General features: G+C 60.4%; 17 protein-coding genes. 8 read left to right on the forward strand and 9 right to left on the reverse strand.

All coding sequences use genetic code 11. From position 1 onward, the window contains the following. Positions 1-195 precede the first annotated feature (195 nt). Both tdh and JNB85_RS21675 read right to left on the reverse strand, forming a co-directional pair. Positions 196-1,233, reverse strand: coding sequence for an L-threonine 3-dehydrogenase (gene tdh / locus JNB85_RS21670; protein WP_220336363.1), 1,038 nt, complete (start codon positions 1,231-1,233; stop codon positions 196-198). A gap of 21 nt (positions 1,234-1,254) precedes the next feature. Then, on the reverse strand, positions 1,255-2,442 hold the full coding sequence (locus JNB85_RS21675; protein WP_220336364.1) for a glycine C-acetyltransferase: 1,188 nt from the start codon (positions 2,440-2,442) through the stop codon (positions 1,255-1,257). A 175-nt stretch (positions 2,443-2,617) separates the two neighbouring features. Here JNB85_RS21675 and JNB85_RS21680 point away from each other — a divergent pair, with 175 nt between their 5' ends. Next, positions 2,618-2,860: a type II toxin-antitoxin system VapB family antitoxin gene (locus tag JNB85_RS21680; protein ID WP_220336365.1), complete on the forward strand. Its 243-nt coding sequence runs from the start codon at positions 2,618-2,620 to the stop codon at positions 2,858-2,860. Further along, positions 2,860-3,282 (forward strand): type II toxin-antitoxin system VapC family toxin, encoded by a 423-nt coding sequence (locus tag JNB85_RS21685; RefSeq protein WP_220336366.1) that lies wholly within the window; start codon positions 2,860-2,862, stop codon positions 3,280-3,282. The genes JNB85_RS21680 and JNB85_RS21685 overlap by 1 nt, the downstream gene beginning before the upstream one ends. A 121-nt stretch (positions 3,283-3,403) precedes the next feature. Here the strand turns inward: JNB85_RS21685 and recQ are convergent, their stop codons facing one another. Together recQ and dnaG are read right to left on the reverse strand one after the other, a co-directional pair. After that, positions 3,404-5,269 carry a DNA helicase RecQ gene (gene recQ, locus JNB85_RS21690; protein ID WP_220336367.1) on the reverse strand — a complete coding sequence of 622 codons (1,866 nt, stop codon included), beginning with the start codon at positions 5,267-5,269 and terminating at the stop codon, positions 3,404-3,406. Further along, on the reverse strand, positions 5,269-7,254 hold the full coding sequence (dnaG, locus tag JNB85_RS21695; protein WP_220336368.1) for a DNA primase: 1,986 nt from the start codon (positions 7,252-7,254) through the stop codon (positions 5,269-5,271). Before dnaG ends, recQ begins: the two co-directional genes overlap by 1 nt. Positions 7,255-7,920: 666 nt before the next feature. Here dnaG and JNB85_RS21700 point away from each other — a divergent pair. Then, on the forward strand, positions 7,921-8,817 hold the full coding sequence (locus tag JNB85_RS21700; protein WP_220336369.1) for a hypothetical protein: 897 nt from the start codon (positions 7,921-7,923) through the stop codon (positions 8,815-8,817). On the opposite strand, the gene JNB85_RS21705 is transcribed toward JNB85_RS21700, so the two are convergent. Beyond that, positions 8,798-9,250: a GatB/YqeY domain-containing protein gene (locus JNB85_RS21705; RefSeq protein ID WP_220336370.1), complete on the reverse strand. Its 453-nt coding sequence runs from the start codon at positions 9,248-9,250 to the stop codon at positions 8,798-8,800. The two genes, JNB85_RS21700 and JNB85_RS21705, sit on opposite strands and share 20 nt — an antisense overlap. A 272-nt stretch (positions 9,251-9,522) precedes the next feature. On the opposite strand from JNB85_RS21705, the gene carA reads away from it, so the two are divergent. Continuing rightward, complete coding sequence (carA, locus tag JNB85_RS21710; protein ID WP_220336564.1) at positions 9,523-10,728, forward strand: glutamine-hydrolyzing carbamoyl-phosphate synthase small subunit; 1,206 nt, start codon at positions 9,523-9,525, stop codon at positions 10,726-10,728. Between the two features lie 115 nt (positions 10,729-10,843). Next, positions 10,844-11,164 (forward strand): antibiotic biosynthesis monooxygenase, encoded by a 321-nt coding sequence (locus tag JNB85_RS21715; protein ID WP_220336371.1) that lies wholly within the window; start codon positions 10,844-10,846, stop codon positions 11,162-11,164. A 22-nt stretch (positions 11,165-11,186) separates the two neighbouring features. On the opposite strand, the gene JNB85_RS21720 is transcribed toward JNB85_RS21715, so the two are convergent. From JNB85_RS21720 to JNB85_RS21730, 3 genes are all read right to left on the reverse strand, one after another. After that, complete coding sequence (locus tag JNB85_RS21720; RefSeq protein ID WP_220336372.1) at positions 11,187-12,590, reverse strand: MATE family efflux transporter; 1,404 nt, start codon at positions 12,588-12,590, stop codon at positions 11,187-11,189. A gap of 141 nt (positions 12,591-12,731) precedes the next feature. Beyond that, a complete protein-coding gene (locus JNB85_RS21725) occupies positions 12,732-13,979 on the reverse strand; it encodes a TCR/Tet family MFS transporter (RefSeq protein ID WP_220336373.1) in 1,248 nt (415 codons plus the stop codon). Between the two features lie 134 nt (positions 13,980-14,113). Further along, positions 14,114-15,019 carry a LysR family transcriptional regulator gene (locus JNB85_RS21730; RefSeq protein WP_220336374.1) on the reverse strand — a complete coding sequence of 302 codons (906 nt, stop codon included), beginning with the start codon at positions 15,017-15,019 and terminating at the stop codon, positions 14,114-14,116. 111 nt (positions 15,020-15,130) lie between these two features. Here JNB85_RS21730 and JNB85_RS21735 point away from each other — a divergent pair, with 111 nt between their 5' ends. Beyond that, a complete protein-coding gene (locus JNB85_RS21735) occupies positions 15,131-16,123 on the forward strand; it encodes an aldo/keto reductase (RefSeq protein ID WP_220336375.1) in 993 nt (330 codons plus the stop codon). Between the two features lie 52 nt (positions 16,124-16,175). Here the strand turns inward: JNB85_RS21735 and ypfJ are convergent, their stop codons facing one another. After that, positions 16,176-17,108: a KPN_02809 family neutral zinc metallopeptidase gene (ypfJ, locus tag JNB85_RS21740; protein ID WP_220336376.1), complete on the reverse strand. Its 933-nt coding sequence runs from the start codon at positions 17,106-17,108 to the stop codon at positions 16,176-16,178. 491 nt (positions 17,109-17,599) lie between these two features. Here ypfJ and JNB85_RS21745 point away from each other — a divergent pair, with 491 nt between their 5' ends. Together JNB85_RS21745 and carB are read left to right on the forward strand one after the other, a co-directional pair. Then, a complete protein-coding gene (locus JNB85_RS21745; protein ID WP_220336377.1) occupies positions 17,600-18,628 on the forward strand; it encodes a zinc-dependent alcohol dehydrogenase family protein in 1,029 nt (342 codons plus the stop codon). Between the two features lie 174 nt (positions 18,629-18,802). Continuing rightward, positions 18,803-22,288: a carbamoyl-phosphate synthase large subunit gene (carB, locus tag JNB85_RS21750; RefSeq protein ID WP_220336378.1), complete on the forward strand. Its 3,486-nt coding sequence runs from the start codon at positions 18,803-18,805 to the stop codon at positions 22,286-22,288. Positions 22,289-22,349 lie beyond the last annotated feature (61 nt).

Below are 22,349 nucleotides of genomic sequence, written 5' to 3' on the forward strand. Positions count from 1 at the left end.
GCCAGCGATTGCGAAGCTTATCTAGTATGTCACCGCCAAAAGACAAGGGCGAAAGATTCGGCCCTTGACTTTATTGAACGGCTTGGCGTGACAGCCCCTCATAGGCGTTCGCCGTCAGGGCCGATAGATCGAGTGCTGGCATACAGCACGGATTGACGGACTCTATCTCCGTTCGGCGCTGTCGCATCGCGCCTCTCACATCCAGTCCATCACGACCTTGCCGGAATTGCCCGAGCGCATCGCCTCGAAACCTTCACGGAAATCGTCGATTTTAATGCGGTGCGTGATGAGCGGCGACAGATCCAGCCCGCCCTGGACGAAGGCGATCATCTTGTACCAGGTCTCGAACATCTCGCGGCCATAGATGCCCTTGAGGTTCAGCATCTTGAAAATGACCTTGTTCCAGTCGATCTCGAAACCGGCCGGCGCGATGCCGAGGATAGCGATCTTGCCGCCATTGTTCATCTTGTCGATCATGTCGCGGAAGGCGGGTGCTGCACCCGACATTTCAAGTCCGACATCGAAGCCCTCGGTCATGCCGATCGATTTCATCACATCGGCAAGATTTTCCCTCGAGGCATCCACCACATGATCGATGCCGAGCTTGCGGGCGAGATCGAGACGGTTCGGATTGATGTCGGTAATAACCACTTTGCGCGCACCGGAGCGCTTGGCAACGAGCGCGCCCATGATGCCGATCGGGCCGGCACCGGTGACAAGCACATCTTCGCCGACGAGATCGAAAGAGAGCGCGGTGTGAACTGCATTACCGAACGGATCGAAGATCGCCGCAATCTCATCCGGGATATCGTCGGGAATGGCAACGACATTGGCTTCGGGAATGCAGACGAACTCGCCGAAGGAGCCCGGCCGGTTGACGCCAACGCCGAGCGTGTTGCGGCAGAGATGCCCCCTGCCCGCACGGCAGTTGCGGCACTTGCCGCAGACGATATGACCTTCGCCTGAGACCCGCTCGCCGACGCGATATCTGGTGACGGCAGAACCGATCTCGGCAATTTCGCCGGAGAATTCGTGGCCAACCACCATCGGCACCGGAATGGTTTTCTGCGCCCACTGATCCCAATTCCAGATATGCACGTCCGTACCGCAGATCGCCGACTTCTTCACGCGGATCAGCACGTCGTTCGGGCCGACGTCCGGCACCGGCACATGCTCCATCCAGAGGCCGACTTCGGGCTTCGCCTTGACCAGCGCTTTCATCATGTTGGACACGATCGTATTCTCCTCAAGGCCTTAGATAACGCCGAGTTCGCGGCCGGCTTCGGCAAAAGCGGCGATCGCCCGCTCCACATCAGCCTTGGAATGCGCGGCCGACATCTGCGTGCGGATGCGTGCCTGCCCCTTCGGCACGACGGGAAAGGAGAAGCCGATCACATAGACGCCCTTCTTCAGCATCAGCGCCGCCATATCCTGCGCGAGCTTCGCATCCCCCAGCATGACCGGAATGATCGGATGCCCCTCGCCTGCGAGCGTGAAGCCGAGCTTGGTCATTTCGGAGCGGAAGAGCGCCGCATTGGCCGACAGCCGCTCGCGCAGCGCATCGCCATTGTCGATGAGGTCGAAAACCTTCAGCGAGGCAGCCGCAATGACCGGCGCCAGCGTGTTGGAGAAGAGATAGGGGCGCGAACGCTGCCGCAGCCATTCGACGATCTCGGCCTTTGCCGAGGTATAACCGCCCGATGCGCCGCCAAGCGCCTTGCCGAGCGTGCCGGTGATGATATCCACCCGGCCTTCGACGCCGCAATATTCCGGCGAGCCGCGGCCATGCTTGCCGACGAAACCGACGGCATGGCTGTCATCCACCATGACCATCGCGCCGTATTTCTCGGCGAGATCGCAAACGCCCTGGAGATTGGCGATGATGCCGTCCATGGAGAAGACGCCGTCGGTCGCAATCATCTTGAAGCGGCTGCCTTCGGCCTTCTTCAGCTCTTCTTCCAGCGCCGCCATGTCATTGTTGGTGTAGCGGAAGCGCTTGGCCTTGGAGAGGCGCACGCCATCGATGATCGAGGCATGGTTCAACGCATCGGAAATGATCGCATCCTCTTCGGACAGCAGCGTCTCGAACAGGCCGCCATTGGCATCGAAGCAAGAGGAATAGAGGATCGTGTCTTCCATACCGAGGAAGGAGGAGATGCGCGCCTCGAGCTGCTTGTGCTCTTCCTGCGTTCCGCAGATAAAACGCACCGAGGCCATGCCATAACCATAGCGGTCGAGCGCCTTCTTGCCGGCATCCGCCAGCTCTTCGTTGTCGGCTAGGCCGAGATAATTGTTGGCGCAGAAATTCAGCACGCGCTCGCCGGACGCAATGGCGATTTCGCCGGCCTGCTTCGATGTGATGACACGTTCGGACTTGTAGAGGCCGGCATCCTTGAGCGAAGCAAGCTCCGACTGCAGGTGGGAGAGAAATGCTTTTGTCATTGTAAACGCCCTTATCCCAAAAACGTCCTCCGATGGGCGCTGCAATTAGCACAAAGCAGGTGCTGATGTCCCTGATCCGGTACGAAAATATTTTCCGTAGCTGAGGATCCGCCGTGGCAGACATTGAAATGAATATCCAAAAGAGATATTTGCATATGCAAAAAGGAATATCATCATGGCGCTTTATATTCGGGACCCCGAAGTCGACGAGCTTGCAAGTGAGCTACAGCGTTTGACCAAGGCTGCGACAAAAACCGACGCGGTGCGAACGGCGCTCCATCATGAGCTTGCGCGCGCACGGCAAAGCCAGCCGCTGCGTGAACGCCTTGCGCGTGCAAAATCGCTGGCGGATGCGATGGGACCAAATGATCCGTCATTCGATATGAAGAAATTCAGCGACGAGATGTGGGGCAGCTGATGTTCATCGACGCATCGGCAATCGTCGCCATCCTTGCTCGAGAGCCTGGCCATGAGGAGCTTGAAAAGACTTTGGCGGCCTCGGGTAATCCCACCATGCACATCTCGCCCCTCGTCCGCTTCGAAGCCATTCAAGCGCTCGCGCGGCAAAAGACGCCGATCGGCAAGAAGACGACACCTGAACTCTTAGAGGCAGCGGCCCAAGCGGTGGATGCATTCGCCGAAGATCTGGTTCTTGACGAGATTCCGATCTCACATGAGATCGGCGAAGGTGCCCTGTCTGCAAGCATGCACTACGGAAAAGTCGTTGGTCATCCGGCAGATCTGAATTTCGGCGATTGTTTTGCCTATGCTTGCGCCAAAGCACTGAAAACGCGCCTTCTCTACAAAGGCAACGATTTCCTCCATACAGACCTTGCCTGACTACCTTCTCAAGGATCAATCGTTTGGGGATCAGGACTGCCGTCGATATCCACGAATCCAAAAACCGCTATGCTGGATCGGACTTCCGCATCGCATGCAGCGAAAGATCAGTGCAGCCGGGCTATTCGTCGTGAGAGAGGATGATATCGAGGAAAGCGTCGCCGTAGCGCTCGAGCTTCGACTGGCCGACACCGGAAATGCCAAGCAACTCCTTGCGGCTGCGCGGGCGCTCAGTGGCAAAAGCAATCAGCGTCGTATCCGGGAAGACGACATAGGGCGGCACGCCAAGCGACTTGGCGATCGACATACGCTCGGCCCTGAGTGCCTCGAACAATGCACTATCCGTACCCGATAGCCCCGTCCTGCGCTCCGCGCGCTCGGTCTTCTTCGCCCGTCGCTCGGAAGGCGCACGATCTTTGCGGAAGAAGACCTCGCGTTCGCGCTTGAAGACGGCACGCGCCTCCGGCTCAAGCTTCAAGGCTCCAAAAGCCTCATGATCGACGCGGATCAGTCCCATCGCCATCAGCTGGCGATAAACTGATTGCCATGTGCGGACCGGGATATCTTTGCCCGCGCCGAAGACCGGCATGTCGACATGGCGGAAGCGTTCCGTCTTCTCGTTGACATTGCCGACAAGCACGTCGATGACGTGGCCGGCGCCGAAACGCTCACCGGTGCGATAGACGGCCGCCAATGCCTTGATCGCAGCGTCGGTTCCATCCCAGGTCTCGACCGGTTTCAGGCAGGTATCGCAGCTGCCGCACTTGCCGCCATGCGCTTCGCCGAAATGCGCCAGGATCGCCTGCCGCCGGCAGGATGCGGTCTCGCAGATCGCCAGCAGCGCATTCAGCTTGCCGCGCTCGATGCGCTTGATCTCCTCGGCCGCGTTGCCCTCATCGATCATCCGCCGGCGTTGGATCACATCGGCCATGCCATAGGCCATCCACACCTCGGACGGCAGTCCATCGCGACCCGCACGCCCTGTCTCCTGATAATAGGCCTCGACTGAACCCGGCAGATCGAGATGAGCGACATAACGCACATTCGGCTTGTCGATACCCATGCCGAAGGCGACGGTTGCCACAAGGCAAAGCTCTTCTTCCTTGAGGAAAGCATCCTGGTTGGCATCACGCAGCGCCCGATCCATACCGGCATGATAGGGCAAAGCCCGGATGCCCTGCGTGTTCAGCCAGTCGGCCGTCTCTTCCACCTTGGCGCGCGACAGGCAGTAGACGATGCCGCTATTGCCCTTGTGGCCGGACAGGAAGCGCAGGAGTTGCTGGCGCGGCTGATCCCGCTCGACGATTTCATAGGAAATGTTCGGCCGGTCAAAACTGGTGGTGAAGACTGCGGCATTATCGAGCATGAGCCGCTCGATAATGTCCTCCCGCGTATGCGCATCGGCAGTCGCCGTCAGCGCAATGCGCGGCACGCCCGGATATTGCTCCGCAAGCCTGCCGAGCTCGCGATATTCCGGCCGAAAGTCGTGGCCCCATTGCGAAACGCAATGCGCTTCATCGATGGCGAATAGTGCAATCCTGGCATTACCGATCAGCTCGCGGAACCCATCCATCAGGATACGCTCGGGCGTCACATAGAACAGATCAAGTTCGCCGGAGGAAATGCCGCGCCGGATTGCGACATATTCTTCGCGCGAAATGGATGAGTTCAGCGCTGCGGCGCGAATGCCGAGCTGCTTCATCGCTTCCACCTGATCACGCATCAGCGCAATCAGCGGCGAAACGACGATGCCAAGACCCGGGCGGCAAAGCGCCGGGATCTGGAAGCAGAGCGATTTGCCGGCACCCGTCGGGAAGAGCACGACCGCATCGCCGCCGGCAACAACGTGCTCGACCACTTCCTGCTGCCGGCCGCGAAAGGCGGAATAGCCATAGACGCGCTTCAGCACATCAAGCGGCTTGGCCGCGCCTGAAAACAGCGCATCGGATGCGGAGAAGGACGGTTCGTTGTGTTCGGCCTGCGACATCAGTGGCTCGCGGCGCCCTTGACGCGGCCTGAGAGCACACCGAAGCCATCGATGATGGCTTCCTGATTCTCAAGCCGCAACGCCTCGTATTGCACTTCTTGCGATGCGCGCATCAGCCGATCGATCTCCGCATCATCACCGGCCTCCGTCGCCTGCGCGATATCGCGCTCCAGCTCGATCTTCTGCCAGCGCAGGTCCTTGGCGCGCTTGTGGAAGGCAAGCGCCTGGCGATAGCCTTCGCGCGCATCCTCCATCGCTGCCTCCTCCGTCGCCGTCCAGAGCCGGGCATTGCGCACCTGCTGATCGAGGCTCTTGAGCAGCGGACCGAAACCGGCAACATCGAGGCATTCCAGCAGATAGTCGCGCGTCAGATGCGGTCCGGCGACGACTGCGGCCGCACCCAGCATTTCGGACCAGAGCTTCTGCAGTTCGCGACTGTCGTATTCTATGGAAGCGATTTCGTCGTAATCGTCGAGCATCAAGGCGGGATGGTTGATGACGGTCAGCGCCAGCACGCATTCTCTCAGCGCCGTATTGTCCTGGTGCCCCCGCACGAGGCCCGAACGGGTCAGACGATCCGACGCGGCAACCGGCGTTCGAGGTCCCGCCGGAGCGCCACCTTTCTGGCCTCGGAAATTGCCGCCATTTCCACCGCCGAAATTGCGCCGCTCGTTGCCACCGCGGTTCTGGAACTGAGGCTGGAAGAAGCTGTTCAGCCGATCGCGCATATCCTGCTGGTAATGGCGCCGCACATTCTCGTCGGCGATGACGGCAACGAGCTGCCTCAGTCGTGCTTCCAGTTCAGCGCGCGCTTCCGGCGTATCGAACTTGCCGGCTCTCACCTCGCGATCCCAGAGCATTTCCGAGAGCGGCTTGGCCTGTGCCATGACCCTGTCGAAAGGTGCCCTGCCCTCGTGCTTCACGAGGTCATCAGGATCCTTGCCATCGGGCAGTAACGCGAAACGCACGCTGCGCCCCGGCTTCAGATGCGGCAGGGCCAGATCGGCGGCGCGGTTGGCGGCACGAATGCCGGCGCCGTCGCCGTCGAAGCAGAGCACCGGCTGCGATGTCATCTTCCACAGCAGATCGAGCTGGTTTTCCGTCAGCGCTGTGCCGAGCGGTGCCACGGCATTTTCGACACCGGCCTGATGCAGCGCGATGACATCCATATAGCCTTCGACGGCGATGATCGTGCCCTCGCCATTCGAACCCTGCATCGAGCGGCGCGCACGGGCGAAATTGTAGAGTACGTTGCCCTTATGGAAGAGCTCCGTCTCATTGGAATTGAGATATTTCGCCGGCGCATCCGGCGACATGGCGCGTCCGCCGAAGGCGATGACCTTTTCGCGGGAGGAAAGGATCGGGAACATGATGCGGTCGCGGAACCGGTCATAGGAAACCGGCACGTTTTCATGCACCACTAGCCCGCAGGCCTCGATCTGCTCTTTGCTGACACCCTTGCCAGCCAAAAATTCTTTCAGCGCATTGCGGCTGTCGGGTGCAAAACCGAGCCTGAAGGTCTCGATCGTCCGCCCCGTCAGACCGCGATCGCGCAAATAGGCGCGCGCCCTGGCTCCATTTGCCGTCTGCAACTGATCCTGGAAGAACTGCGTCGCCAGTTCCATGACGTCGAGAAGCGAGGTGCGCTCCTTCTCGCGCTTTTCCATCTGAGGATCGGCAACCGGCATTGGCACGCCCGCCATATCGGCGATCGTCTGCACAGCTTCGGGGAAGCTCTGACCTTCGAGCTCGGTCAGGAAGCGGAAATGGTCGCCGGTCACGCCGCAACCGAAGCAATGGTAGCGACCCTTGCGGTCCTCGCAGTGGAAGCTCGGCGACTTCTCGCCGTGGAAGGGGCAACAGGCCCAATAATCGCCGCGCGATACATTGGTCTTGCGCTTGTCCCAGCTCACGCGCCGCGCAATCACGTTCGATATAGGAACGCGGTCGCGGATATCGTCCAGGAAGGTGGGGGAAAAGCGCATCTCTACCTCTTGCAGAACATCCATATAAGCAGCTTTGCCGCGCTGCGCCACGAAACTTCTGCCGTAAATCCCGCTTTTCACAGGGCCGAGGAGATTGTCACAAACGCCTGCCGATGCCACTCAACAAAGCGTTATCGGACCCTGGCAGCAGGTGCGACATTTTTGACATTTCCCAATTTTCGCGAAGCCGGCAATGTCCATTTCGCGAAAAGCCAACCCAAAGAAAGAAGACGTAAAAACAATATGTTACGATAGATCACGAGCGGGCCACTCGACCTTTCGTGGTCGTCAGGACCGAACTTCATATTCACATCCCGGAAGGCCAAATCCGGGATTATTATATTTTTGTAATTTGAATAAGCCGGGGCCTGGCCATAAGTTCGATCTCAACAAAGCGATCCCCAAGCGAGGCACCATCCCTACCCCCGGCGCCGCCTCGCAAGGGTGCCTTTGCAAATACCCGCCGGCTTGGGTTTCGACCCTGTGTCGCTGACGGAAGCAAAGAGCAAGAAGGCAGGAGCGCCCCCAGCTCCTGCCTTCTTAATTTTTGGGCTATACGCAGCCGTTTTATTGAGCTTTACCTTACCAATTAACCCCTAAAACACAAAAGCATTGACACTTCCAATAGGCGTGGCAAATGAATCCACAAAACTCCTGGACAGCGTCATGGCCTACACCGCAGAAAATCTTGCAGCCGACGATAGTTTTCTTGCTGCAGTTCTTTATTGTGCCAATCAAATGCTCGCGATTTATCGCGACAGCCCGCGTATTGCATCGATATTCGCCGCACAGCAGCGCTGGCTGATGGCGCATACGGGTTTCGCTCTCTATTACGGCTATCCCGGCGATGAGAGACGAGGCCTCTATTCTGGCCGCTTCATCGATTTCGTCATCCAGAACAAGATCGCCAGCCGCAACACGGCAGCTGCCTTCGTGCAGGAGATGCTGGCCTACCGGTTTCTGCGTCCCATTCCGGGCGACGACAAACGCACCCGCTTTCTCGAGCCGACGGAAACGGCGGAGCAGCATTTTACCAAATGGCTGGTCGCCCACCTGATGATTCTGGATAGCCTCGATGGCGGCCGTCGCGCGGAAAATCTGACCGCCGATCCCACATTGATCGCCCGCCTGCAGCCGCTCATCGGCAAGAAGATCATCGAAACCGACGCCGTGCGCGATCCCGGCGCCACCTTCAACCTCTTCAACTGGGCCGATTCCGGGGGCCTCGTGATGGATTACCTGATTTCGCGCCTGCCGGGCTTTCCGCATTCTGCCGACCGCGTCGTCATCGGCCCGCTGTCACTGCGCGAGATTCGCGATCAGTTCATGATTTCCAATACGCACCTGAAACGCCTGCTCACGCAGGCGGCCGACATGGGAAGCGTGGGATGGACCGAGCCGCCGAGAAAGGGGGATTTCTGGCTCTCCCGTGGTTTCGTGCTCGAATATTGGAACTATCAGGCAGCGAAATTCGCCATCATCGATGCTGCCGCCGAAGTGGTACTTGGGCCTGCGGTCGAAGAACAACCGCAGGCAAGGCGCCTTATTTCAGCAGCTCTTTGACCGTGCCGGAAGCCTTGGCGAAGTCCATCTGGCCGGCATAACGCTCTTTGAGTGCAGCCATGATCTTACCCATGTCCTTCGGGCCTTCGGCGCCGACTTCCTTGATGATGGCGGCAATATTGGCGCGCACTTCATCATCCGAAAGCTGCTTTGGCAGGAAATCCTGGATGACGGCGATTTCGGCGCGTTCCTTCGCGGCAAGTTCCGGACGGGCGTTCTCTTCGTAGATCTTTGCCGACTCATCGCGCTGCTTCACCATCTTGGCGAGGATCTGCAGCACTTCATCGTCGCCAGCCTCTTCCTTGCCGGCGCCTCGATTGGCGATGTCACGATCTTTGATCGCCGCCTGGATGAGACGGATGGTGCCGAGGCGGTCCATCTTCTTTGCCTTCATGGCCTCTTTGAGCTCAGTGGCGAGTTGATCGCGCAGCATGTCACTACTCCTTTTAAAATGGCGCTTTCATAAACCAGGCTGATGCATGGGATCAAATAAATTGCGAGAATCCCGCCAATATCAGCAGGAAAACTGCCGCAATCTGCAGTACAAAGATTGACCTAGGCAAAGAGCGTGGCTATCTACCGCCACCTGCACCAAAATTCGTGATCAGGCGTCAAACGCGGCCAAAGCCGCGCGCCTGCACCTGCGAGATCAAATGGCCGGCGCGCGTTTTCGTAAACGCCAAGCCCGCCGGAAACGGGATGAAGATGACCGCAACAGCACCCTGGACAACCGAAAAGCCGACCGCCCTGCTCGTTCTTGCCGACGGCACCGTCATCGAAGGTAAGGGGATCGGAGCCACCGGCAAGGTCCAGGCTGAGGCGGTCTTCAATACGGCGCTCACCGGCTACGAGGAAATCCTTACCGACCCATCCTATCTCGGCCAGATCGTCACCTTCACTTTCCCGCATATCGGCAATATCGGGACCAACGAAGAAGATATCGAAGACCTGACGCCGGCAGCACGCCACGGCGCGGTCGGCGTCATCTTCAAGGCCGATATCACCGAGCCTTCGAACTACCGCGCCGCCAAGCATCTCGACGCCTGGCTGAAGGCCCGCGGCATCATCGGCCTCTGCGGCATCGACACCCGCGCACTGACGGCCTGGATCCGCGAAAACGGTTCGCCCAACGCCGTCATCGCCCATGACCCCACGGGCAATTTCGACGTCGAAGCGCTGAAAGCAGAAGCCAAGGCATGGAGCGGCCTCGAAGGCCTCGACCTTGCCAAGATCGCCTCCTCCGGCCAGTCCTCGCAGTGGTCCCAGACACCCTGGGTCTGGAACGAAGGCTACGGCGAACTCAGCGCCTCCGACAGCAAGTACCACGTCGTCTGCCTGGATTACGGCGTGAAACGCAATATCCTGCGTCTCTTCGCCGGTCTCGATTGCAAGGTCACGGTTATGCCTGCAACGACGAGCGCCGAGGACGTGCTCGCCCTGCAGCCGGACGGCATCTTCCTGTCGAACGGCCCGGGCGATCCGGCAGCGACAGGTGAATATGCCGTGCCAGTCATCAAGGAACTCATCAGCACCGATATCCCGGTCTTCGGCATCTGCCTCGGCCATCAGATGCTCGGTCTTGCGCTCGGTGCCAGGACCGAGAAGATGCACCAGGGCCATCACGGCGCCAACCATCCGGTCAAGGACCATACGACCGGCAAGGTCGAGATCGTCTCCATGAACCACGGCTTCGCGGTCGACACGAAGTCGCTGCCCGAAGGCGTTGAAGAGACTCACGTATCATTGTTCGACGGCACGAATTGCGGCCTGCGCGTTCTGAACAAGCCGGTCTTCTCCGTCCAGCACCATCCGGAAGCCTCCCCCGGCCCGCAGGACAGCCACTACCTCTTCCGCCGCTTCGTCAACATGGTGCGCGAGAAGAAGGGCGAACCGGCGCTCGCCGAACGTTGATATCGGATCAAGGCCCGCCCAGTGTGGGCCTTTTTCTTTGCCCGCATATTGACCTCAACTTAACTTGAGGAATTACAGAACTGCCTGCAACACACCAGATGCAGGAGAAGATTGGATGAGCGGAGCTTTCTACAGGATAGACAAATTCGTCGTGCCGGCTGCGGCGCGCGAGGAATTTCTCGTCAATGTGATGATGACCCATAAGGTGCTGGAGGCGCAGGACGGCTTCGTCAATCATAACGTGCTTGAACAGGTTGCCGGTCCCGGCGAATTCAATTTCGTGACCGTTGCCGAATGGGAAAATGCCGATGTCGTCGAACGCGTGCGAGCAGTCGTTGCCGCAGCCCACAAGGCGGCCAATTTCGACCCGCAGGAAATGTTTGCGCGTCTCGGCATCCGCGCAGATCTCGCCAGCTACAAGCCCGTTGCGGCCTGACAGCTGACATATGACGGCCGGCTTAAACCCCGGCCGTCACGCCTTCACGGCGAACGAGAAAGTAGAAGCGTACGCAGAGCATGGCGGCGGCCGCAGCCAGCCCGACGAGAAAACCATACCAGATTCCAAGCCCGCCGAAGCCGAGCGGGAAAGCAAAGGCCCAGGCGAGGAAGAAGCCTATCGGCCAATAGGCGATCAGCGCCATGATCATTGGCACGCGCGCATCCTTCAGCCCACGGAGCAGCCCGCTGGCAATTGCCTGCAGGCCATCGACGAACTGGAAGAGACCGGCAACGACGATCAGCGGGCCGGCATAGGCCAGCACTTCCGGCGCCTCCGGTAGGCTGACATCAAGGAACAGCCGCGCCAGAACCTGCGGTATGGCCGCAAAAATGATGCTGCCGATAATGGACGCAGCGGCGGCAATGATGAGGACCGTGATCGCTGCCCGCACCAACCCGGCATGATCGCCCTGCCCGTGCGCGACGCCGACACGAACGGTTGCCGCCTGGCCGAGGCCGAGCGGGATCATGAAGGCCATTGAGGCCCATTGCAGAGCGATACCATGCGCAGCAAGCTCGATCGTGCCGATATGGCCCATCAGCAGCGAGGCTGCCGTGAAGAGACTGACCTCGGCAAGAATGGTGATGCTGATCGGCAAGCCCAAGCGGACGACCTCGAAGAAGGCATGCCAGTCCGGTTTCCAGAAGCGCACGAAAATCTCGTAGCGCCGCGTCTCCTCCCTGCCCTGCACATAAGACAGGATGAAAAGGAAACCGGCCGTCTGCACCGCGACGGACACGATGGCAGCGCCTTCCAGCCCCATGACCGGAAAGCCGAAATGGCCGAGCACCAGGATGTAGGCGCCGATCGCATTCAGCACCAGCATGGCGATGGTGACCTGGAGAATGACGCCGGCCTTGCCGATGGCGCTGACGAGCCCGCGCATGACATTGTAGAGCAGGCCCGGCAGGACGCCGAACTGACCGATGACGATGTAGCCGTGAGCAAGCTTCGCCACTTCAGGCTTCTGCCCAAAGTACCGCAGGATTGCCTCGGAATTGTAGAAGGCCGGCTGCATAAGCAGCCAGTAGCAGATGACAACCCAGATCCCCATGCGCAGGGACCGGCGCACGCTCACGACATCGCCGCGGCCGTAGGCCTGGGCCACCATCGGGATGACGGCAATCGCAAAGCCCGACCCGAAAATCAGGATCGTGAACAGGAACTGGGCGGAAAGCACCATGGCAGCAAGATGCTCGGCTCCGAGCTGACCGACGATCATCACATCGGTCATGCCGATGCCGAATTGCGCAAGCTGGGCGCCGATCAGCGGCACGCCGAGCATCAGCGTGGCGCGAAAATGCGCAGACCAGCGGTTGTCGTTTACAGGCGCGATGGCGCGCACGTCGATCGGCGTGTCCATGACACTATTCCTGAAATTGAATCGTTAAGGGCCGCAATGCGGCAAAATATCATGTGGGCTTAGAGCAAAGCGGCACAAAGAACCACCCCAGAAACAGGCAGATGCTGAAAAATTCATCACGGCTTCACTGTTTTTGATGAATCACTCCGCCGCGTTGAAACCGTGTGCCGGCGCTTTCGATGTCGTCACGCGCGTCAGAAATACAACCGCAGCAACGAGGATGAAGAAAGCGGCGAGCAGATAAGGCGCGCCGGCAAAGGTGATCGGCGCATCCGGCTTGGTGAAATAGCCGAACATCTGCGTGAAGATCAGCGGGCCGATGATCGTTGTGATGCTGCTGATGCTGGTGAGCGCGCCCTGCAACTCGCCCTGCGCCGAGGGCGGCACCTTGCCGGCGGCAATGCTGCGCAGCGGCGGATCAGCAACATTCTCCATGACCGTCAGCACGATCACGGTATAGACGACCCAGCCCTCCCAGGCGAAAGCGTAACCTGTGAGGGCGGTCATCGAGAAACAGAGGCCGAGCACCGCCGTCTTCCATTCGCCGAGAACGGGCACGACACGCGGCAGGACAAGTCCCATGACGAGAGCCGCACCGATGCCGTAGATGCCGAGCGACAGGCCGATCTGTCCTTCGCTCCAGCCGTAGCGGAAGGTCGAGACGAAGGACCAGACCGACGGATAGACGGCATGGGCGAGGAAGAACAGAAACATCACCAGGCAAACCCAGCCGATACCGGGATAATGCCGCATCTGCCGCAAAGCGCCGAGCGGGTTTGCGCGCTTCCATTCGAAGGTGCGGCGGTTCTTCGCTTCGAGCGTTTCCGGCAGCAGGAAACAGGCGGCAACGAAATTGATGAAGGAAAGCGCTGCCGCGCCGAAGAACGGCACGCGCGGCCCGAACTCACCGAGGAAGCCGCCGATGACGGGGCCGACCGTGAAACCGACACCGAAGGCGATGCCGATCAGGCCGAAATTCTTGGCGCGGTTCTCTTCATTGCTGATGTCGGCAATGTAAGCCGAGCAGGTGGCGAAGCTGCCGCCGCTGATGCCGGCAAGCACGCGGCCGATGAAGAGCATCCAGTAACTGGTGGCAATGGCGCAGATGAAATTGTCGAGCGCGAAGGTCAGCACCGAGAGCAGCAGGATCGGACGGCGCCCGAAACGGTCGCTCAAGTTTCCGAGCAGCGGCGCAAACAGGAACTGCATCAGCGAATAGATCAGCATCAGCCAGCCGCCATCGACGGCCGCATCGCTGACCGTGCCGCCCGTCAGCTCCTCCAGATAAACAGGCAGCACCGGCATGATGATGGCGATGCCGATAATATCCAGAAAGAGAATGATGAAGACCAGGAAGAGGCCGCGGCGAACGAATTTCGGATCAAGCATGACACATCTCTACAGCTGATATTTTCTGGAAAGACGATCTCGTCGCCGAATATATGGCATAGCCGATCGGAATGACCGAAACAATACGTGAACATTTCAATATTCTTGATAGAGAGGCCGCTAAAACTGATGGTTCAGGTGCTCCTTCGTTGCTCCATCCGCACAAAATCGACAAAGGCCCGCAACGGCGCGGGCATATGACGGCGGCTCTGATAGTAAAGAAACGGTCCGGAAAATTCGCTGTCCCACTCACTCAAAATCCGCACCAGCCGGCCTTCCGCAATCCCTGGCGCGAGCAGTTCTTCAAAGGTACGGATGACGCCAAGACCGGCGAGGGTGGCTTCGATTTCCATCTCCACGGCATTGGCGATGATGGGACCGGATGGCGTGATGGCGAGTGTTTCCTCACCGCGCTCGAACTCCCAGGCAAGCGTAGCGCCGCTGATGAAGCGATGGCGGATGCAGCTATGTTCCAGCAGGTCCCGCGGATGCTGTGGCATGCCCTGCTTTTCCAGATAGGAGGGAGCAGCCGCCGTCACATAGCGCTGCCGGCGCGGCCCGATCGGCACAGCGATCATATCGCGCTCCAGCCTCTCGTCATAACGAATACCGGCATCGAAACCGGCGGCCAGCACGTCGATGAATGTATCTTCACCAATGATTTCCAGCGTGATCTGCGGGTAAAGCGCCAGAAACCGCGCTGCGAGGTCAGCCATGAAGAGCTTCAGGACGATACTCGGCACGTTGAGCCTGAGCGTGCCCGCCGGACTGTCGCGAAAACTGTCGAGCTGACCCAGCGCGGCGGCCACTTCCGAAAGCGCCGGCGAAAGCCTCTCGAGCAATAGTTGACCCGCCGCCGTCGGCGTGACGGAGCGCGTCGTACGATTGAGAAGCCTGACGCCGAGCCGCTCTTCGAGGCGCCGCAGTGAATCGCTCAGGGACGACGCGGAAACCCCGCGCTTGCGGGCTGCGGAGCGGAAACTGCGCTCTCTTGCAATCGCGGCAAAGGCATCCAGATCACTGAGGGGAAGATCATCCATTGTGCATATTTCCGTACGGCCCGTTCGATATCATCCGGATTATCGCACAAACATGGCTGCTGTAAAACGGCATCCGAAGACGCCATTGGGGCATCGCTGAAGGAGAAGAAGATGCAGACCTATCGTTTGGGAAAAACCGGTCCTGATGTTTCAGCCATCGGCCTCGGCTGCATGGGCATGTCGGGCATGTACGGCCCGTCCGACCGTGCTGAAAGCATTGCGACCATCCATGCCGCGCTCGACGCCGGCGTCAACCTGCTTGACACAGGCGACTTCTATGGCATGGGCCATAATGAAATGCTGATCGGCGAGGCGCTCAAGGGCCGCAAGCGCGAAGACGCCATCATCAGCGTCAAGTTCGGGGCCTTGCGCGATCCCTCCAATGGCTGGAACGGCTACGACGCCCGCCCGATCGCCGTGAAGAATTTCCTTGCCTACACCCTGCAGCGCCTCGGCGTCGACTACATCGACATCTACCGCCCTGCCCGCCTCGATCCCAACGTTCCGATCGAGGACACGGTGGGAGCGATATCGGATCTCATCCAGGCCGGCTACGTCCGACATGTCGGCCTCTCTGAAGTCGGCGCCGATACAATCCGCCGGGCCGCCGCCGTCGCACCGATTGCCGACCTGCAGATCGAATATTCGCTTATCTCCCGCGGCATCGAGGATGAGATCCTGCCTGCTACCCGCGAGCTCGGCATTTCCATCACTGCCTATGGCGTGCTGTCGCGCGGCCTCATCAGCGGCCACTGGCAGAAAGGCCAGCAGGGCGCAGGCGATTTTCGGGCCGTCAGCCCGCGCTTCCAGGAAGGCAATGTCGATGAAAACCTCGCCTTGGTCGAAGAGCTCCGGAAGATTGCTACCCTCAAGGGCGCCTCGGTCGCGCAGGTCGCGATCGCCTGGGTAGCAGCTCAAGGCAAGGATATCGTGCCGCTGGTCGGCGCCCGCCGCCGTGACCGGCTGACGGAAGCGCTCGGCTCCCGCGCGCTGGAGCTCACCGCAGACGATCTCTCCGCCATCGAACGCGCCGTACCGAAGGGTGCCGCCAAGGGCGCGCGCTATCCGGAGGCCCAGCTCAAGCATATGGACAGCGAAAAGTAATCTGTCTAACGCACCGGCACCCTGCCTTCAGGCAAGGTGCCGGATGTTGTGATCAGATCGGGTTGGAGAAAGTATCGCAGGCCGAAAGCTGCCCGCTGTCGAAGCCACGCTTGAACCAGCGCATGCGCTGCGCCGACGTGCCGTGGTTGAAACTCTCAGGCACGACATAGCCCTGCGAACGCTTCTGGAGCGTATCGTCGCCGATCTGCTGCGCCGCGTTCAGCGCCTCCTCCAGATCGCCGGCCTCGAGGATGCCCTTCTGCTGTGTAAACTTGCCCCAGATGCCGGCAAAGCAATCCGCCTGCAACTCGACGCGAACCGACATCTTGTTCGCGTCCGCCTCACTCATGCGCTGGCGAGCCTCATTGAACTTCGGCAGGATGCCGAGCAGGTTCTGCACATGATGGCCGACCTCATGGGCGATCACATACGCTTCGGCGAAATCGCCTGAAGCGCCGAACCGATCGGAAAGCTCCTGGAAGAAGGCCGTGTCGAGATAGACCTTGTGGTCTCCGGGGCAGTAGAAGGGGCCGGTCGCAGCCGACGCAAATCCGCAGGCCGACTGCGTCTGGCCGGAGAAGAGAACGAGGCGCGGCTCCTCGTAATCCTTGCCCTGAGACTGGAAGATGCCGTGCCAAGTATCTTCAGTTTCAGCGAGAACCGTGCGCACGAAGGCAGCCATCTCGTCGTTGGCGGGAGCCTGCGGGGAGGATTCGCTCTGCGAATAACCGGAGCCATCCATTGAGCCGCCGCCCTCCATCACCTGCAGCAGGTCAACGCCCATCGCCTTGAAGATCAGGTAGATGACGACGAGAAAGATGATCGTGCCGATGCTGAGCCCGCCGCCACGGCGACCAACGCCGCCACCCGACGGAAAACTGAAGCCGCCACCGCGGCCGAATGGATTACGTCCGCCCAGGCCACCGGACGGATCGCCACGACGATCCTCGATATTGTCGGACTGACGCCGGCCTTTCCATTCCATGTTCGATCTCCCCGGCGATGCCTGTTTACATTCAACATATATATCCGTCACCGGCCGGAATTCCAGCGGTCCTGACCAGCGCCCCCAGACGCTGGGATCTTGATGTTGAAGCTCCATGAGAGAGCACCACTATGACCGCGGTCGTCACCCGGCCCATTATGTTCGTTGTCCGTCAGTTCACTTGTTCGTTGCTCGCGGTTGAGCGGGTCCCTTTTGTCCAGCATTTGCGTCGACACCGCTCGGCGGCTTGCCTTGCCCCTGGCGTGCCAACTCCTTGTCGATGGTCTCTCGCGAACCTTCGGCAGGTTCCTTGTCCTTTGGATCTACCATTGCAGCCTCCAGTTTCTCGGCTGCAAACCTCGGGCACAGGATATTGTTCCCGAGGGCAGCCGGTATACCAAAGCTTCGGGTAAGGAGGAGGCACCCCGTACTTGACGAGACTTCCGCTTTGGCTCTTCCTGAGCGAGGGAGAGAATGTGGGAGAAGACTTAATGAAGGCCGTGTGTCTGGAAGCGACCGGGAGATTATTCCTGCGCGAGGTCGAAAAGCCCGCTCCCGGGCCGGAAGATCTGCTGGTGCGCATCGAAGCTTGCGGCATCTGCGGCACGGACCGTCATCTCTTCCTCGGCGAATTCCCCTCCCATCCACCGGTGACGCTCGGCCACGAATTCGCGGGCATCATCGAGGCCGTCGGCTCCGAAGTCATCGGCTTTCGTCCCGGCATGCGCGTAACGGGTGATCCCAACATCGCCTGCGGCCGCTGCGAAGAATGCCACAATGGCCGCGTCAATCTCTGCCGGAACCTGCAGGCGATCGGCATCCATCGCGATGGCGGCTTCGCCAACTATGTCATCCTCCCGCAGAAACAGGCCTTCGCCCTGCCGCTCGAACTCGATCCGCTGCATGGCGCCTTTTGCGAGCCACTTGCCTGCTGCCTGCACGGCGTCGATCTCGCTAATATCAAGACCGGCGCCTCGGTGATCGTGCTCGGCGGCGGGGTGATCGGCCTGCTCACTGTCCAGCTTGCTAGACTTGCCGGAGCGACGCGCGTTCTCCTCGTTACCCGCGATGCGGGGAAACGTGCGCTTGCCGAAACGCTGGGTGCCACCGCGAGCTTTGATCCGTCAGATGCAAACGCAGTCAGCAGCATTACCCGCGAAGGCGGATTGCTGCCTGGCGGCGCTGATGTCGTCTTCGAATGCGCCGGCGTGCCGGAAACAATGATGCAGGCGCCGAAGCTCGCGAGGCGTGGCGGCACTGCCGTCATCCTCGGCGTCATGCCGCAAGGCGCAAAGATAGAGATCGAACCCTTCGATCTGCTGTTTCGCGAAGTGAACCTTACCAGCTCTTTCCTCAACCCTTTCACACACGGGCGCGCAGCCGATCTCATTGCTTCCGGCGCGATCAAGGTCGAGCCGCTGATTTCGCGCCGAGTGACGCTGGAAAAGGCACCCGAAGCAATCGCTAATCCGGCGCTAGGCGGCGAGATTCGCACCCTTGTCGTACCCGATCGGCAATAGGCTTCCAAAGCCCCGTCCGAATTCCTGTCGATTCCGTGATTTATGGGGTTCCGTTTGCAAAAACATTTGCCTATAAGCCGCTTCTAGCCTGAAAAGACCCTCAATGCGCGACCCGACCTGGTGACCTCCCCACCCTGGCCGGCTTTTTGCGCAGCCAGACAATGGATATCGCCCATGCCGAAGCGCCAAGACATCAAATCGATCCTCATCATCGGCGCGGGACCGATTGTCATTGGCCAGGCTTGCGAATTCGACTATTCCGGCACCCAAGCCTGCAAGGCGCTGAAGGAGGAAGGCTACCGCGTTATCCTGGTCAATTCCAATCCGGCAACGATCATGACCGATCCGGGTCTCGCCGACGCAACTTACGTCGAGCCGATTACCCCTGAAGTCGTCGCGAAGATCATCGCCAAGGAGCGCCCGGATGCACTGCTGCCAACCATGGGCGGCCAGACGGCACTGAACACCGCTCTCTCCCTGAAGCGCATGGGCGTGCTCGACCGCTACAATGTCGAGATGATCGGCGCCAAGCCAGCCGCGATCGACAAGGCCGAAGACCGCGCCCTCTTCCGCGAAGCGATGGCCAAGATTGGTCTCGAAACGCCGCGCTCTATGCTGGCGAACGCCACCGACATCAAGGATGCCGACCGCAAGACGCATGAGGCCGAGCGCGCTAAGCTGCGCGACAGCCTCTCCGGCGCCGATCTCGACAAGGCGCTCGACGAACTGGAAAACCAGTGGAACCTCGGCGAGAGCGACCGCAAGCAGCGCTACATGAATCACGCCATGGCGATCGCAGCACAGGCGCTCGACCATGTCGGCCTGCCCGCCATCATCCGCCCGTCCTTCACGCTCGGTGGCACCGGCGGCGGCATTGCATATAACCGCTCGGAATTCTTCGACATCGTCGGCGGTGGTCTCGATGCTTCGCCGACCACGGAAGTGCTGGTCGAAGAATCCGTCCTCGGCTGGAAGGAATACGAAATGGAAGTGGTCCGCGACAAGGCGGACAACTGCATCATCATCTGCTCCATCGAAAACATCGATCCGATGGGCGTTCATACCGGCGATTCGATCACCGTTGCTCCGGCGCTGACGCTGACGGACAAGGAATACCAGATCATGCGCAACGCCTCGATCGCCGTGCTGCGCGAGATCGGCGTCGAGACCGGCGGTTCGAACGTGCAGTTCGCCGTCAACCCGAAGGACGGCCGCCTCGTCGTCATTGAAATGAACCCGCGCGTCTCGCGCTCCTCAGCACTCGCCTCCAAGGCCACCGGCTTCCCGATCGCCAAGGTCGCCGCCAAGCTAGCCATCGGCTACACGCTCGACGAACTCGAAAACGACATTACCGGCGGCGCGACCCCGGCATCGTTCGAACCTTCGATAGACTATGTCGTCACCAAGATTCCGCGTTTCGCCTTCGAGAAATTCCCCGGCGCCTCGCCGGTCCTGACCACGGCCATGAAGTCCGTCGGCGAAGTCATGGCGATCGGCCGTACCTTTGCGGAATCGCTGCAAAAGGCGCTGCGCGGCCTCGAAACCGGTCTGACCGGCCTCGACGAAATTGAGATCCCCGATGCCGAGGAAGGCGAATCCAGTCTGAACGCCATCCGCGCCGCGATCGGCACACCGACGCCGGACCGGCTGCGCATGGTTGCCCAGGCCCTGCGCATGGGTCTGACCATCGAAGAGGTTCATGAAGGCTGCAAGATCGACCCCTGGTTCATCGCCCAGCTCAAGGCCATCATCGATATGGAAGCTCGCATCCGCGAGCACGGTCTGCCGACCGACGAGACCAACCTGCGCATGCTGAAGGCCATGGGCTTCTCTGACGCCCGCCTTGCCACGCTGACCGGCAAGCGCCCCAAGGAAGTGGCCGAGCTGCGCAACTCGCTCAACGTCCGCCCGGTCTTCAAGCGCATCGACACCTGCGCTGCCGAATTCGCATCGCCGACCGCTTATATGTACTCAACCTATGAGACGCCCTTCGTCGGCGCCGCCCGCTCCGAAGCGCTGGTTTCCGACCGCAAGAAGGTCGTCATCCTCGGCGGCGGCCCGAACCGTATCGGCCAGGGCATCGAATTCGACTATTGCTGCTGCCACGCCGCCTTCGCCCTGAAGGATGCCGGCTACGAAGCGATCATGATCAACTGCAACCCGGAAACGGTTTCGACCGACTACGACACGTCCGATCGCCTCTATTTCGAGCCGCTGACGGCCGAAGACGTGATCGAAATCCTGCGCGCCGAGCAGGAAAAAGGCGAAGTCGTCGGCGTCATCGTCCAGTTCGGCGGCCAGACGCCGCTGAAACTCGCCGAAGCGCTGGAAAAGAACGGCATCCCGATCCTCGGTACCGCACCTGACATGATCGACCTTGCCGAAGACCGCGATCGCTTCCAGAAGCTCCTGATGAAGCTCGACCTCAATCAGCCGAACAACGGCATCGCCTACTCCGTCGAGCAGGCCCGTCTCGTTGCCGCCGAAATTGGCTTCCCGCTGGTCGTTCGCCCCTCTTACGTGCTCGGCGGCCGCGCTATGCAGATCATCCATGCCGAGAGCCAGCTGCAGACCTATCTCCTCGACACAGTTCCCGAACTGGTGCCTGAGGACATCAAGGCGCGCTACCCGAACGACAAGACCGGCCAGATCAACACGCTGCTCGGCAAGAACCCGCTCCTCTTCGACAGCTACCTGACCAACGCCATCGAAGTCGACGTCGACTGCCTCTCCGACGGCACCGACGTCTATGTCGCCGGCATCATGGAACATATCGAAGAGGCCGGCATCCATTCCGGCGATAGCGCCTGCTCCCTGCCGCCGCGCACATTGTCTCGCGAAATGCTCGACGAGCTGGAGCGCCAGGCCAAGGCAATGGCGAAGGCGCTCAATGTCGGCGGCCTGATGAACGTGCAGTTCGCCATCAAGGACGACACCGTCTACGTCCTCGAAGTCAACCCGCGTGCCTCGCGCACGGTGCCCTTCGTCGCCAAGACCATCGGCGCGCCGATCGCCAAGATCGCTGCCCGCGTCATGGCCGGCGAGAAACTCGATGCGACCTTCGCGGCCTATGGCGAAAAGCCCGATCCGCGCGCTTTGAAGCACATCGCCGTCAAGGAAGCCGTCTTCCCCTTCGCCCGCTTCCCCGGCGTCGATACGCTGCTCGGCCCGGAAATGCGCTCGACCGGCGAAGTCATCGGCCTCGACAGCGATTTCGCGCTGGCCTTCGCCAAGTCGCAGCTCGGCGCCGGCGTCGAGCTGCCGCGCGAAGGCACGGTCTTCGTATCCGTGCGCGATGCCGACAAGCCACGCGTTCTGCCGGCGATCCGCATCCTCGTCGAACAGGGCTTCAAGGTGCTGGCGACCGGCGGCACGGCCCGCTTCCTCGCCGAAAACGGCATTGAGGCGACCAAGATCAACAAGGTTCTCGAGGGACGTCCGCATATCGAGGACGCCATCCGCAACCGCCAGGTCCAGCTCGTGATCAACACGACCGATGGCAACAAGGCGATCTCGGATTCGAAGTCGCTGCGCCGCGCCACGCTGATGCAGAAGGTGCCCTACTACACCACGATGGCCGGCGCCGAGGCCGCCGCTCAGGCCATCAAGGCGCTCAAGGCCGGCAATCTCGAGGTCCGCCCGCTGCAGAGCTACTTCTGATCCCGCGAAGAGGCATCGCCTCTTCGCCTTCACCTCGTCGGCACGCCAAAACTGCGACCCA

Origin of the sequence: Rhizobium mesosinicum (assembly GCF_019511345.1) — a bacterium.
Lineage (GTDB): Bacteria > Pseudomonadota > Alphaproteobacteria > Rhizobiales > Rhizobiaceae > Rhizobium > Rhizobium mesosinicum.

Excerpts from the sequence above, each read along its gene's own strand:
- JNB85_RS21675 (WP_220336364.1), bottom strand. The coding sequence starts at position 2,442 with ATGACAAAAGCATTTCTCTCCCACCTGCAGTCGGAGCTTGCTTCGCTC.
- JNB85_RS21680 (WP_220336365.1), top strand. The coding sequence starts at position 2,618 with ATGGCGCTTTATATTCGGGACCCCGAAGTCGACGAGCTTGCAAGTGAG.
- JNB85_RS21685 (WP_220336366.1), top strand. The coding sequence starts at position 2,860 with ATGTTCATCGACGCATCGGCAATCGTCGCCATCCTTGCTCGAGAGCCT.
- recQ (WP_220336367.1), bottom strand. The coding sequence starts at position 5,269 with ATGTCGCAGGCCGAACACAACGAACCGTCCTTCTCCGCATCCGATGCG.
- dnaG (WP_220336368.1), bottom strand. The coding sequence starts at position 7,254 with ATGCGCTTTTCCCCCACCTTCCTGGACGATATCCGCGACCGCGTTCCT.
- JNB85_RS21700 (WP_220336369.1), top strand. The coding sequence starts at position 7,921 with ATGGCCTACACCGCAGAAAATCTTGCAGCCGACGATAGTTTTCTTGCT.
- JNB85_RS21705 (WP_220336370.1), bottom strand. The coding sequence starts at position 9,250 with ATGCTGCGCGATCAACTCGCCACTGAGCTCAAAGAGGCCATGAAGGCA.
- carA (WP_220336564.1), top strand. The coding sequence starts at position 9,523 with ATGACCGCAACAGCACCCTGGACAACCGAAAAGCCGACCGCCCTGCTC.
- JNB85_RS21715 (WP_220336371.1), top strand. The coding sequence starts at position 10,844 with ATGAGCGGAGCTTTCTACAGGATAGACAAATTCGTCGTGCCGGCTGCG.
- JNB85_RS21720 (WP_220336372.1), bottom strand. The coding sequence starts at position 12,590 with ATGGACACGCCGATCGACGTGCGCGCCATCGCGCCTGTAAACGACAAC.
- JNB85_RS21725 (WP_220336373.1), bottom strand. The coding sequence starts at position 13,979 with ATGCTTGATCCGAAATTCGTTCGCCGCGGCCTCTTCCTGGTCTTCATC.
- JNB85_RS21730 (WP_220336374.1), bottom strand. The coding sequence starts at position 15,019 with ATGGATGATCTTCCCCTCAGTGATCTGGATGCCTTTGCCGCGATTGCA.
- JNB85_RS21735 (WP_220336375.1), top strand. The coding sequence starts at position 15,131 with ATGCAGACCTATCGTTTGGGAAAAACCGGTCCTGATGTTTCAGCCATC.
- ypfJ (WP_220336376.1), bottom strand. The coding sequence starts at position 17,108 with ATGGAATGGAAAGGCCGGCGTCAGTCCGACAATATCGAGGATCGTCGT.
- JNB85_RS21745 (WP_220336377.1), top strand. The coding sequence starts at position 17,600 with ATGAAGGCCGTGTGTCTGGAAGCGACCGGGAGATTATTCCTGCGCGAG.
- carB (WP_220336378.1), top strand. The coding sequence starts at position 18,803 with ATGCCGAAGCGCCAAGACATCAAATCGATCCTCATCATCGGCGCGGGA.